The 13,109-nt window shown below is 72.6% G+C and carries 10 protein-coding genes and 1 pseudogene; 8 read left to right on the top strand and 3 right to left on the bottom strand.

Going from position 1 to position 13,109, the window contains the following annotated elements:
• Window positions 1-89: 89 nt before the first annotated feature.
• On the top strand, window positions 90-845 hold the full coding sequence (locus tag ACWFR1_RS28920; RefSeq protein WP_453556172.1) for an SIS domain-containing protein: 756 nt from the start codon (window positions 90-92) through the stop codon (window positions 843-845).
• Window positions 846-919: 74 nt separating this feature from the next.
• Here ACWFR1_RS28920 and ACWFR1_RS28915 read toward each other — a convergent pair whose 3' ends face one another.
• Window positions 920-2,257, bottom strand: a complete 1,338-nt coding sequence (locus ACWFR1_RS28915) for a PAS domain-containing protein (RefSeq protein WP_453556169.1) — start codon at window positions 2,255-2,257, stop codon at window positions 920-922.
• Window positions 2,258-2,843: 586 nt separating this feature from the next.
• On the opposite strand from ACWFR1_RS28915, the gene iscB reads away from it, so the two are divergent.
• Window positions 2,844-4,160, top strand: coding sequence for an RNA-guided endonuclease IscB (gene iscB / locus ACWFR1_RS28910; RefSeq protein WP_453556166.1), 1,317 nt, complete (start codon window positions 2,844-2,846; stop codon window positions 4,158-4,160).
• A 268-nt stretch (window positions 4,161-4,428) separates the two neighbouring features.
• Here iscB and pdxH read toward each other — a convergent pair whose 3' ends face one another.
• Entirely contained in the window at window positions 4,429-5,241 is an 813-nt protein-coding gene (pdxH, locus tag ACWFR1_RS28905; protein ID WP_453556163.1) for a pyridoxamine 5'-phosphate oxidase, read from the bottom strand.
• 197 nt (window positions 5,242-5,438) lie between these two features.
• On the opposite strand from pdxH, the gene ACWFR1_RS28900 reads away from it, so the two are divergent.
• Window positions 5,439-6,539, top strand: coding sequence for a citrate synthase 2 (locus ACWFR1_RS28900; protein WP_317598079.1), 1,101 nt, complete (start codon window positions 5,439-5,441; stop codon window positions 6,537-6,539).
• Window positions 6,540-6,634: 95 nt separating this feature from the next.
• On the opposite strand, the gene ACWFR1_RS28895 is transcribed toward ACWFR1_RS28900, so the two are convergent.
• Complete coding sequence (locus tag ACWFR1_RS28895; RefSeq protein ID WP_453556159.1) at window positions 6,635-7,783, bottom strand: isopenicillin N synthase family dioxygenase; 1,149 nt, start codon at window positions 7,781-7,783, stop codon at window positions 6,635-6,637.
• 606 nt (window positions 7,784-8,389) lie between these two features.
• On the opposite strand from ACWFR1_RS28895, the gene ACWFR1_RS28890 reads away from it, so the two are divergent.
• From ACWFR1_RS28890 to ACWFR1_RS28870, 5 genes and pseudogenes are all read left to right on the top strand, one after another.
• Window positions 8,390-9,442 (top strand): M4 family metallopeptidase, encoded by a 1,053-nt coding sequence (locus ACWFR1_RS28890; RefSeq protein WP_453556156.1) that lies wholly within the window; start codon window positions 8,390-8,392, stop codon window positions 9,440-9,442.
• A gap of 345 nt (window positions 9,443-9,787) precedes the next feature.
• Window positions 9,788-10,876: a peptidoglycan recognition protein family protein gene (locus ACWFR1_RS28885; RefSeq protein WP_453556153.1), complete on the top strand. Its 1,089-nt coding sequence runs from the start codon at window positions 9,788-9,790 to the stop codon at window positions 10,874-10,876.
• 136 nt (window positions 10,877-11,012) lie between these two features.
• Window positions 11,013-12,002, top strand: coding sequence for a penicillin-insensitive murein endopeptidase (locus tag ACWFR1_RS28880; RefSeq protein WP_453556150.1), 990 nt, complete (start codon window positions 11,013-11,015; stop codon window positions 12,000-12,002).
• Window positions 11,996-12,325, top strand: a pseudogene (locus ACWFR1_RS28875) (peptidoglycan-binding domain-containing protein); the annotation flags it as partial. The gene ACWFR1_RS28880 and the pseudogene ACWFR1_RS28875, both read left to right, overlap by 7 nt.
• Window positions 12,320-12,973, top strand: coding sequence for a peptidoglycan-binding domain-containing protein (locus ACWFR1_RS28870; RefSeq protein WP_453556299.1), 654 nt, complete (start codon window positions 12,320-12,322; stop codon window positions 12,971-12,973). The pseudogene ACWFR1_RS28875 and the gene ACWFR1_RS28870, both read left to right, overlap by 6 nt.
• Window positions 12,974-13,109: the final 136 nt, after the last annotated feature.

The raw sequence follows: 13,109 nt of genomic DNA, 5'->3' as shown, positions 1-13,109 counted from the left end.
CCGGGCCGCACAGGGGTGAGGTGGTATTGACAGAGCAATGGTCCAGACCGCACCGTGATCCGCGACCACGACGAGAAGGAGCCGCCGCCATGGGCGAGAGCAAGCTGGCCGGACAGTTCTTCGACGCCGCGATCGGCCTGCTCCAGCAGGTCCGCGACGGGGACTCCGAAGAGATCGCCGCCGCCGGCGCCGCGATCGCCGAAGCCGTCGCGAACGGCAACCGCCTCTTCGCCTTCGGCGCGGGCCACTCCTCGCTCGCCGCGCAGGACGTCGTCTACCGGGCCGGCGGTCTCGCCCTGATGAACCTGCTCGCCGTCCCCGGCGTCGTCGGCGTCGACGTCATGCCCGCCACGCTCGGCTCCGCCCTGGAGCGCGTCGACGGCCTCGCCGGGGCGGTCCTCGACTCCTCCCCCGCCAAGGCCGGGGACGTCCTGATCATCATCTCCCTCTCCGGGCGCAACGCCCTGCCCGTCGAGATGGCCATGAACGCCCGCGCCCTCGGCCTCACCGTCATCGGCGTCACCTCGGTGGCCTACGCGACGGAGACGAAGTCGCGGCACGTCTCGGGGTCGTACCTCAGGGACCACTGCGACATCGTCCTCGACTCCAAGATCGCCGTCGGGGACGCGGAGCTCACCCACGAGGGCATCGAGGCGCCGTTCGCGCCCGCGTCGACCGTCGTGACCAGCGCGCTCATGCAGGCCACGATGGCCGCCGCCGCCGAGGAGCTCGTACGCCGGGGCATCGAGCCGCCGCTGCTGCGCTCCGGGAACGTGGACGGCGGGCACGAGTGGAACGGCCGCGTGATGACGGAGTACGGGGACCGCATCTTCTTCCGCCACTGAGCGGGGGCCGCGTGACGGGGCCCGTGACGGGGCCGCGTGACGGGGCCCGTGACGGGGCCGCCTGGCGGGTGCGGTCACACCTCCGGTGGCGTGTCGGGCCCCGTTCCCAGCTCCGCCGCGATCCTGGACGCCACCGTCTCCGCGTACGCCACGTCCTCCCGCTCGAAGCCCGGGCGGCAGGCGGCCCGCAGGAACGTCAGGACGCCCAGCGTCCGGCCCCGGGTCCGCAGGACCACGCACAGGGCGTGCGCCGCGTCCCCCGGCCACTGGTGCGCCTCCGCCCACACCTCGGCGGTCCGGCCCGCGCTCGCCCGCACCGAGCCCGCCCGGTCCCACGCCTGGAACGCCGGATGCCTCGGCCCGTACCGAAGCGGGATGCCGCCGCCCACGACCGGCGACGACGGGCCCGGGGCCCCGGGCGGCGTGGCCAGGGCGCGGGTGAGACGGCGCTCCCCGACCACCCGGTCCACCAACGCGTGGTCCGCGAAGCCCGCGAGCGCGAAGTCCAGCAGGACCGTCGCCGCCTCCTCCGGGTCCTCGCACTCGGCGGCCGCCGCACCCGCCCGGTGCAGCTGGCTCCACCGGAACCGCAGCCGGTCCGCCTCGCGCCGCGCGAGCCGCTCCTCCGTCACGTCCTGGAACAGCCAGGCCACACCCAGCGGCACCGGCTCCTCCGCCATCGGCGAGGACAACCGCAGGAAACCGCTGCGCCAGCACCGGCGCCGCTCGCCCTCCGACGTCCGCAGCGTCACCCACACCTCGGCGGGCGACGGCGGCGTACCCTCCGCCAGGACGTGCTGGAGCGCGCCCTCCAGCTCCTCGGCGCCGTGCACGACGACGTCGCCGAGGGGCCGCCCGAGCAGGGCCGTACGCCCCGTCCCGAAGGCGCGGGCCGCGTGGCCGTTGACGACGGCGGGGCGCAGGTCGGCGTCGACGAGGACGACGCCCCAGGAGGCGTCCTCGAAGAGGGCCTCGCTCAGGGCGACCGAACGCTCCAGATCGAGCTGTACGTGGACCTCGCTGAAGGCGCAGTAGACGCCCGCGGGGCTGCCGTCGGCGCCCCGCACCCCGGCGGCCTGGCTCCGCACGAGCACCCGCCCGCCGTCCTTGCGCAGCAACGCCAGCTCGTGGACCTGCCGGCCGGGGCCCTTCATGGCCCCCATCAGCCGCCCGAGGGTCTCCTCGGCGTCCGCACCGCGCGCCGCCCACCCCCCGAACCCGCGCCGCCCGACGGCCTCCTCGGCGGACCAGCCGAGGATCCGCTCGGCCTCGCGGTTCCAGTGTGTGATCGTCCCGTCGGCGTCCAGGGCGCAGAGCGCCGCGTCCATCCCGTCGAGCAACGCGGCCAACAGATCGGCCCCGGCCCCCGGAACGGAGGCGGTGTCACTCGCGGCCCCCGTGAAAGCACTCATCCCGGTACCCCCCATGCTGCGCCCATTCAACTGGAACGTGACGCAGAGCACATCGTCTTCGCCCGAAAACATTGCGCCTGCGGGAGGCGGCAGCGGGCCGACTGGGCATGATTCACCCCCTCCACCCCACCCACTCCATATACGTGTGACTCAGATCACACCCCTGCTTCGCGGGGGCGGGCCGTCCGGTGATCCTCCCTAGGCTTCGGGAACGGACTCGTGAGGTCACTCGCTCCTCGGCGCAAGCCGGAATCCCCTTGCGGGGGTTCGGAGTGACCAGCCCCAGTCATCGTGATCGTCGGATCGGAAGCGGGTGCCTTCGATGGCTACGTTCCCGGCAGGCCGGAAGACCCACCAGGCTGTGCTTCCTCAGCAGCCTGCTCTGGAATCCGCGAGCGCAGACACCCCTGGGAGCAGGGACGAAACGGCTCGCGGACACCTCGCGCCCGCGCGGGGCACCGGTCGGGGACATGGGCGAGGGGAGACCGATGGGCGCGGCACCCGGGCTCGTCGGCGTCACGCCGGACAGGCAGAGAACAGGGGCGGTGACGCCCCGCAGGCAGGGACCGGAAAACACAGCCATCGGGTGTTCGTCCTCTCGCGGGACGGGCTGCCCCTCATGCCGTGTCACCCGGCACGCGCACGCGCCCTGTTGACTCGTGGGCGAGCCGCGGTGGCACGCCACACGCCGTTCACCATCCGGCTGAAGGACCGCAGACGAGTCGACGCCGAGGTCTCAGGCGTCGAGTTGCGGATCGACCCCGGTTCTCGCGGTACGGGCCTCGCGCTCACCGAGACGCGGACCCAGACCTCCGCGGACGGCAGCACCGTCACGGTCCGCCGCGGACTGGTGGCGATCGAGCTGCGGCACCGTGGGCCCCAGATCCATCAGGCGATGGTGCGCCGCGCCGGGTACCGGCGCAGACGACGGTCGACGCGGCTCCGCTACCGGCCTCCCCGGTTCGCCAACCGGGTCCGTCGACCGGACTGGCTCGCACCGTCGCTGCGACACCGGGTCGACTCGATCCGCTCGGTCGTCACCCGTCTTCGCCGGTACGCCCCCGTCGTCGGGATCCACATCGAGGAGAACTCCTTCGACATCCCGGCCCTCAGCGCGGCGGAGGGAAAGGGGGCACTCGGCGGCCACGCACGGCCACGCGTCCGGTCGGGAATGAGCTGCGCCTACTGCGGAGCGTCCGGCGTCCCGCTCGACGTCGACCACATCCGGGCCCGCGCCCGCGGTGGCACCGACCGCCCCGCCAACCTCCTCCTCGCGTGCGTGCCCTGCAACCAGGCCAAGGCGGCCCGTCCCGTCGAGGAGTTCCTGGCCCATCAGCCCGAGCGCCTGGCCGCCGTCCTGAGGCGACGGCGATCACCCCTCGCCGACTCGGCCGCCATGAACGCGACGAAGGCGCAGCTCCTCCAGCTGCTCACGGAGACGGGCCTGCCGGTGCGCTGCTGGCCCGCGTCCCTGACCTCGGCGAATCGCATGACCCGGGGACTGGCGAAGTCCCACACGCTCGACGCGCTCTGCGTGGGACCTCTGGATTCCGACGCCGGAGACACCATCGTCCGCATACCCACCCCCGTGCACGTCTTCACGTCCACGGGTCGCGGGTCCTACGCCCGCACCACCCCGGACCGCTTCGGCTTTCCTCGGCTGGTGCGCCCACGCCGGAAGCGGCACCAGGGTTTCGCGAGCGGCGATCTCGTACAGGCCACCGTCCTGAAGGGCCGTTGGACCGGAGTCCGGACCGGTCGGGTCTCGGTCCGGAGTACCGGTCGGCACAGCGTCGCCACACCCCTCGGGCGGTTCAACGCGTCCCACGAGAACCTGCGTCTGCTCCAGCGGGCCGACGGGTTCGCCTACGCCTGGCGCAGTGAAGCCGAACTCGTCGAATAAATCGGTTGAGCCCGCTGAGCGGAGTTCGTAACGTGTGAGCCACGCCCGAAAGGAGGTGATCCGGAAGTGATTTCTTACCGGACCAGCGAGGTGGCTGCGGGCTAAGGCCTGCACGTCGCACTCTGTGCACCTCGGCAGGCCGAACTGCCGAAGAACAACGCAGTCACCCGACCGTGAGTCGCCGGTATGTCCGGCCGGCTCCCGTCCGAACCTAGGCGGACGGGACCAGACTCACGGTCGTCTGCGTTTTCCGGGGACTGCCCCCCGGTCAGGGCGCCAGTCGTTCCACGCGCCAGGTCACGCCGTTCTCGGGCTCGGCGTTCTCGGTCACGCCGGCCCTCGTCACGCCGGTCCTCGTCACGCCGGTCTCCGGCTCCCGGACGTAGCGCAGGCGGTCGTGGAGGCGGTTCTCGTGGCCCTGCCAGAATTCCACCGTGTCCGGGACGACCCGGATGCCGCCCCATTCCGGCGGGACCGGGACCTGTTCGCCCTCGGGGTAGCGGGTCTCCAGCTCCTCGTAGCGGGCGAGCAGCTCCTCGCGGGAGGCGATCACCGAGGACTGGTGGCTCGCCCAGGCGCCGAGCTGGGAGCCGTGCGGGCGGGTGCGGAAGTAGGCGACGGTCTCGTCGCGGCCGGTGCGGACCGCGCGGCCCGTGACGATGACCTGGCGGGCCAGCGGGTGCCACGGGAAGAGCAGCGAGACGTACGGGTTGGCCGCGAGCTCCTCGCCCTTGCGGGAGCCGTAATTGGTGAAGAAGACGAAGCCGGCCGCGTCGTAGTGCTTCAGCAGGACCGTCCGGGAGGACGGGCGGCCGTCGGGGGTCGCGGTGGCGACGATCATCGCGTTCGGCTCGTGGATCGCCGGGTTCTCCGCGGTCTCCTTGAACCAGCGGGAGAACTGCGCGATCGGCTCGGGCGCGAGGTCGGACACGGACAGCTCCGTCGTGCGGTACTGCTCGCGCATGTCCGCGGGATCCAGGGCGCCGGCCACCGGGTCGGTCACATCGTCGCTCGCGGGATCGGGATCGGCACTCGACACAGGATCGGGATCAGGATCGGCGTTCGTCACGGGATCGGTCACGGGGTCATCCTGCCGCAGCACTTCAGTCTGCCCGGCACCGCCCGGCCTTAATCCTCTCTCGCCGGATCGGCGCAGTGTGCCGGATGTCACGCTTCCCCGCATCATCGGAACCGTACAGACTCTTCCGCTGGATGACTGTTGATTCCCCACCATCGACCACCGCACGGTTGATCGATCATCGATAGAGGAGCCGCCTGATGTCCGACTTCGTACCCGGGCTCGAGGGAGTCGTCGCGTTCGAGACGGAGATCGCCGAACCCGACAAGGAGGGCGGCGCCCTCCGCTACCGAGGCGTCGACATCGAGGACCTCGTCGGCCACGTCTCGTTCGGCAACGTCTGGGGCCTGCTCGTCGACGGCGCCTTCAACCCGGGCCTGCCGGCGGCCGAGCCGTTCCCGATCCCCGTGCACTCCGGTGACATCCGGGTCGACGTCCAGTCCGCGCTCGCGATGCTCGCGCCCGTGTGGGGCCTCAAGCCGCTCCTCGACATCTCCGTCGAGGAGGCCCGCGACGACCTCGCCCGCGCGGCCGTCATGGCCCTCTCGTACGTCGCCCAGTCCGCGCGCGGCCAGGGCATGCCGATGGTCCCGCAGAGCGAGATCGACAAGGCGCAGTCCGTCGTCGAGCGGTTCATGATCCGCTGGCGCGGCGAGCCGGACCCGAAGCACGTCAAGGCCGTCGACGCGTACTGGACCTCCGCCGCCGAGCACGGCATGAACGCGTCGACGTTCACCGCGCGCGTCATCGCCTCCACCGGCGCGGACGTCGCCGCCGCGCTCTCCGGCGCCGTGGGTGCCATGTCCGGTCCGCTGCACGGCGGCGCGCCCTCCCGCGTCCTCGGCATGATCGAGGAGATCGAGCGGACCGGCGACGCCACCGCGTACGTGAAGCAGGCCCTCGACAAGGGCGAGCGGCTCATGGGCTTCGGCCACCGCGTCTACCGCGCCGAGGACCCGCGCGCCCGCGTCCTGCGCCGTACCGCCAAGGAGCTGGACGCGCCGCGCTACGAGGTGGCCGCCGCCCTGGAGAAGGCCGCCCTCGACGAGCTGCACAACCGCCGCCCGGACCGGATCCTGGCGACGAACGTGGAGTTCTGGGCGGCCATCGTCCTCGACTTCGCCGAGGTCCCGGCGCACATGTTCACGTCGATGTTCAGCTGCGCCCGTACGGCCGGCTGGTCGGCGCACATCCTGGAGCAGAAGCGCACCGGCCGGCTCGTGCGCCCGTCGGCCCGCTACACGGGTCCCGGCCAGCGGGACCCGCGCGAGATCGAGGGTTACGCCGACATCGCGGGCTAGGGCTCGTAGGGCCTGTCCGGCGGCCCGGCGGGCGGATCAGGGGCGGCTCCCGGCCGTGACCCGCCCGCCGGTGCTCCGACCCGCCGGGCAGGCGCTCAGGACGCCATGGCCGGGTACGCCTCCGGGTGCAGCAGCAGGTCCGCGTGGTGGCGGGCCGCCACCAGCGGGTGGGCCCGGAGCTTGCCCTTCAGTTCGTTCCGGCCGTACTCGGCGAACAGCGGGTTCGCCGGGTCGGCCGTGACGCCCGGGGCCCTGGAGGCGTACGGGAAGGTCAGCGGCGCGATCCGGGCGTCCAGGCGCGGGTTGTAGAAGAACGGGACGGAGTAGCGCTCCGTCGCCCCGGACGGCGAGACCACGCGGTGGTTCGTCGCGAGCAGGTAGCCGTTCGTGGCCACTTCGAGCAGCTCGCCGAGGTTGACGACGAAGGCGCCCGGCAGCGGCGGCACGTCGTGGAACTCCCCGTCCTCGCGCTGGACCTGGAGTCCGCCGACCTGGTCCTGGAGCAGCAGTGTGAGGAAGCCGTAGTCCTTGTGCGCGCCGACGCCCTGGTCGTCGCCCTCGCCGCTGCTGCCCGGGTAGCGCACCAGCTTGAGGTGCGGGTGGGCGCGCGGGCCGAAGATGTCGTCGTAGAAGTCCGCGGGCGCGCCGATGGACGTCAGGAGTTCGTGGAGCAGTCGCTCGGCGACGCCGCTGAGGCGGTCGATCCAGTGCAGGGCGGCGGTCCGCAGCTCGGGGAGCGCGGCCGGCCACTGGTTGGGGCCTTCGAGCCACCAGTACGGGGCTTCCCAGGGCGCGAGCGTGCGCGCGGGGCGCTCGGCGCCGATGTCGAGCTGGTCGCGCCAGTCGCGGGCGCCCTGCGTGCGCTCGTCGCCGACGCGGGTGTAGCCGCGGAAGTGCGGTGAGTTGATGTTGTCGAGGGCGAGCCGGTCGGCCTCGGGCAGCGCGAAGAAGGCGCGCGTGGCGGAGGTGAGGGCGCGCGTCTCGGCCTCGGTCACGCCGTGCCCTACGAGCTGGAAGAAGCCGACGTCGTGGGCGGCGGAGTGCAGCTGGGCGTGGAGCAGGCGGCGGGCCTGGGGGCCGCGGTCGGCGGCGGAGAGGTCGACGATCGGGAGCTGTGAGGCGTAGGAGGGCCGGATCCGCGAGCCGGGGACCGGCTCGTGCGACCGCGCGCCGCGGGTCGGCCGCGCGGTGGGCGTCTGCGCGCCACGGGTCGGCTGCTGGAGGGAGGACGAGCTGGGAGTCATGTGTGCGTCCGCGGGGTCTACGGGTGCCCGGGGCGGCCGCCAGGGGTGGGGCGGGGGCCACGGGTGCCGGTCGGCTTGGGCTCTGAGCGAGGGACCCGGGCGGCGGGGGCGCGGTGTGGGCGCCGGTGCCTCTGGGTCAGGCGGAGCGGCGACAGCTCATGCTCGTGACGCGGACGAAGTCCACGTGGCGACGGCGTACGAGCGAAGGCATGCGAACAGCGTACTGCGGCGGGCCGCGACGCGGTGTGGCCCGCGTCACGTCCCGGGTCGAGTCGTGGGTCGGGTGCCGGGTCGGGTCGTGGGTCGGGTCGTGGGGCGGGTCCCGGGTCGGGTCGTGGGTCGGGTGCCGGGGCGGGTCGTGGGTCGGGTCGTGGGGCGGGTCCCGGGTCGGGTCGTGGATCGGGTCGTGGGGCGGGTGCCGGGGCGGGTCGTGGATCGGGTCGTGGGTCGGGTCGTGGGGCGGGTCCCGGGTCGGGTGCGGTGCGGGCTCCGGCCCCCGAGCTCCTGGCTCTGGTCAAAACCGTGGGTGTGCGCGAAGATCACCGCCACGCGTGTCACGCGCATGCCAAGCTTCCCGTCGCAGCATCCCACCGCAGGAGGATGTCCATGACTCCCCGCCCCCGCCGCACCCGCCGCACCGCTCGCGGCCTGGTCACCGCGGTCGCCGTCGCCGGCTCGGCCGCCGCCGTCCTGTTCCCGTCCCCGGGGGCCGCCGCGGCCGCACTGCCGCAGGCCCGGGTCTTCATGGTGAACCCCGTGCAGTCCTCCGGCGACCAGTCCCTCGCCGACCACAAGGACGCGGCGAGCGACGTGCCCGCCTCCGCCTACGCCCTCGTCACGCTGCGGAACCTCGACGCGAGCGGCGGCCTGAACGGCAAGTGGGCGAGCGTCCGCTCCGAGACCGGCAAGCCCGCCGCCGTCGCCGACGCCGCCTCGTACGACCGCTCCCAGGACCAGTTCGAGCAGGTCATGGCGTACTTCTGGATCAACGAGGCGCAGGAGTACCTCCAGGGCCTCGGCTTCGGCACCGAGCTGCCCGGCGCGAACGACCGCGTGCAGCCGGTCCGGCTCAACCAGTGGGGCGCCGACAACTCCTACTTCACCGACAAGAAGGGCGAGATCCGCCTCGGCAAGGGCGGCGTCGACGACGCCGAGGACGCGGACGTCATCGTCCACGAGTACGGCCACGCCGTGCACGACGCCCAGGTCCCCGGCTTCGGCACGAACGCCGAGTCCGGCGCGATCGGCGAGGCCTTCGGCGACTACCTCGCCGTCACGGTCGGCGTCAACGCCGCCACCAAGTACAACTGGCCGCTGAAGGCCGACGCGGCCTGCGTGGCCGACTGGGACGCCACCGGCTACAGCGAGGCCCCGCACTGCCTCCGCCGGATCGACGGCACGAAGACGTACGCGGACCGCGAGGGCGAGGTCCACGCCGACGGCGAGATCTGGTCCCGGGCGCTCCTCGACATCCGCACCTCGCTCGGCGTCCGCACGGCCGACCGGATCATCGTCAACGCGCAGTTCGGCTTCGCGCCCGACACCAGCTTCCAGGACGCGGCCCTGACGACGGTCGCGACGGCGGAGCGGATGTACGGCAAGGCCGCGGCGGACGCGGTACGGGACGCCTTCCGCGCGCGGGAGATCCCGGGCGTCTAGAAGGTCCCTGAAACTCACGGTGCGGGGCTGTCCGGCGATGAGCCGGGCAGCCCCTTTCCCGTATGTGCGCGACCGCCGGTCGCGGAAACCGGCCGCGCGGAAACCGGTCGCGCGCAGGACGTCTCGCGGAGGACGTCGCGCGGAGGACGTCACGCCGAGGACGTCGCGCGCAGGACGTCGCGTCCCTGAGACGCCTCCTTCCGTCCCGGCAGGACGACCTGGGACGCGTCCGGGACGCCGGGACGGGCCGAAGGCCCGCCAACCGGTCCTAGGTTCTGGGCTGTTGAGCCGGGGCAGACATCGCCCCGAATCACCGGTGACTCGCCGCCAGGAGAAGGAGCCCCCATGACATCCCTCGGATTGCCGTCCACCGGACCGGGCCGCCGCTCGGTCCTCACCGGCGCGTTCGCCGTCACCGCCGGAGTCCTGCTGCCGTTCGGGCCGGCAGCCGGGACGGCACGGGCGGCTGTGGCGGGGCCGGTGATCGCGGACTGCGCGGCCTGGGCCGCGCGACCGCCCAGCAGCCCTGTCAAGACTCTCGCCACCCCGCCGCACAAGATCATCGTCCATCACACCGCCACACCGAACACCACCGACTACTCCACCGCCCAGGCGTACTCGCTGGCCCGCGCCATCCAGAACGACCAGATGGACCAGCGCGGCTGGATCGACACCGGCCAGCACTTCACCATCAGCCGCGGCGCCCACATCCTCGAAGGCCGCCACAACAGCCTGGCCGCCCTCCAGGCCGGCACGCAGCAGGTCGAGTCGGCGCACACCTTCGAGCAGAACACGGTCGCCATCGGCATCGAGAACGAGGGCACCTACTCCACCGTCGAGCCCCGCAGCGTCCAGTACGCGGCGCTCGTCGAACTCTGCGCGCACATCTGCCGCCAGTACGGTCTCCGCTCCTACCAGATCTACGGACACCGGGACTTCAACGCCACCGCGTGCCCGGGCGACCGCCTGTACGCGCTGCTGCCGCAGCTGCGCCGCGACGTGGCCGCCAAGGTCGGCGGCGACCCGGTCGCACCCGTATGGACGACCGTCCGCCGGGGTGACAGCGGCGTACGGGTCCGCGCGCTCCAGCACCTGCTGCTCCGGCGCGACAGCACCGCCCTCACCGTCGACGGCTCCTTCGGCCCGGCGACGGAGGCCGCCGTACGGGAGCTCCAGACCGTCGCCCACGCGACCATCGACGGCGTCGCGGGCAACCAGACCTGGCACCAGCTGGTCCTGCCCGTCCGGCAGGGCGACGCGGGCGAGGCGGTGAAGGGCGTCCAGACCCTGCTCAACGCCGCCTCGTTCCCCGCCACCGTGGACGGTCTGTTCGGCCCCGGCACCGCGTCCGCCGTGACGAACTTCCAGAACGCCCGCGGGCTGCCGGCCGACGGGGTGGCCGACGCCCGCACCTGGGCCCGGCTCCTCGCGTAGGGCCCGCTCCTCGCGTAAGGCCCGCCGGCCCGGCCTGTCTTCCCGCCTTCCCTTCCCGCCTTCCCTTTCCGCCTTCCCTTCCCGCCTTCCCTTTCCGCCTTCCCTTTCCGCCTTTCACCGCAAGGAGACCAACCGAGTGACGCCATCCCTCACCGGCACCCACCTCGCCCGGCTCGGGCTGCTCTTCGCCACGATCGTGTCCCTGGTACTCGGCCTGGGCGCACCCGCCCAGGCGTTCGGCGGCGCCTTCGTCCCCACCCAGAGCAAGGGCAACCGCGGCACCGACGTCGTCGCCCTCCAGTACCTCCTCAACGCGCACGGCAAGAACCTCACCGCCGACGGCGTCCTCGGCTCCGGCACCGACACCGCGATCCGCGAGTTCCAGACCGCGAAGAACCTCGGCAGCGACGGCATCGTCGGCCCGAACACCTGGAACGCGCTCTTCGTCACCGTCCGCGAGGGCAACAGCGGCAACGCCGTGAAGGCCGTCCAGTCCCTGCTCAACGCCAAGCGCGGCGCGGGCCTCACGGTCGACGGCGCGTTCGGGCCGGGCACCGCCAGTGCCGTACGCACCTTCCAGAGCCACGCCGGCCTCGGCGCCGACGGCGTCGTCGGGCCGCTGACCTGGACCAACCTCCTCTGGCACTACGAGTACGCCGACTTCAACGCCGGCAGCCTCTGCGACCAGAACCCCGACGGCAACGCGTCCGCCAACTGGGGAACCGCCGCGGCCGTCGCCCAACTGGAGGCGGCCGCCCGCTCCTTCACCGCCACCGGCAACGGCAAGGTGCCGGTCGGTGACATCAGCTTCGAGCACGGCGGCACCATCAGCGGCCACGCCAGCCACCAGGTCGGCCTCGACGCCGACATCTGGCCCGTGCGCACCGACTCCGCCCAGTGCACCGGCTCCCGCATCACCTGGCAGTCCGGCGCCTACGACCGGAACGCGACCCGCGAGCTGGTCAAGGCCCTCCGTGCCGCCGCCCCCGGGCACGTCAAGTTCATCTACTTCAACGACCCCCAGCTCATCGCCGAAGGCCTGACCGTCCAGTACCCGAACCATGACAACCACCTGCACATCCGGTACTGCGAGCAGGTCCACCCCAACGGGAGCTACGCATGCTGACCACTTCGACCGCGCCGACCGCGCCGACCGCGACGGTCGCCGCCCGGCGGATCCTGAGCACCGCGGGAACGGTGTTCGCCGTCCTCCTGGCCGCGGTCCTCGGCGGTCTGCTGACCGCCCCCGCCGCCCAGGCGGCCGACTGGCCCCTGGTCCGCATCGGTGACTCCGGCGCCCAGGTGACCACCGTGCAGCACCTGTTGACCGCGCACGGTCAGGCGACCACCGCCGACGGCGCCTTCGGCTCCGGGACCGAGAGCAAGGTCAAGAGCTTCCAGAGCGCCAAGGGCCTGTCGCCGGTCGACGGCATCGTCGGCGCGATGACCTGGTCCAAGCTCATCGTCACGGTACGCAACGGTGACAGCGGCTCCGCCGTCAAGGCGGTCCAGGTCCAGCTCAACCGGTACGGCAGCGGCCTGACCGTCGACGGAGCGTTCGGCCCCGGCACCGACGCCAAGGTGCGGGCCTTCCAGCAGTCCAAGAACCTCAGCCCGGTCGACGGCATCGTCGGCCCGGCGACCTGGCAGGCGCTGGTCTCCGGATCCGGCGGCGGCTCCGGCGGCGGGGACGGCGGCACGCTGCTCACCCACGCCCAGGCGTCCGAGCTGTTCCGCAGCGCGGGCGGCATCACCTGGACGTCGTCCGGGAACTGCTCGGACCGCAACAACAGCACCTGCACCTCCTTCGACGGCCTGCGCCGCGCCTCCGCCGACGGCGCCATCGCGCTCCAGCGGGCGAGCCACTGCTCGCTGACCATCACCGGCGGTACGGAGACCGGCCACGTGAGCGGGACGTACAGCCACTGGAACGGCTACAAGATCGACTTCGCGTTGAGCAGCTGCCTGACCAACTACGTTAAGGCCACGTTCCCGTTCATCGGCAACCGCGCCGACGGCGCCCCGCAGTACAAGTCGGCGTCCGGCAACATCTACGCCCTGGAGATCAACCACTGGGACGTCGCGTTCCTGGGCTGACCACTGACTGCTGACCCCCGCCTGTGGGCGTGGAGCGAAAGGGCGCGCGCTGACGAGCACGCCGCTGGCGGCCGGGAACGTAGCGTGACCGTCCGCCGAGTACGCCTGGCGGGTGTGTGGACGGCCTACAGCAGGC

This window comes from Streptomyces sp. NPDC055103 (assembly GCF_053607625.1).
The sequence above is the reverse complement of the archived record's forward strand: the minus strand, read 5'-3'. Positions and strand labels throughout refer to the sequence as shown.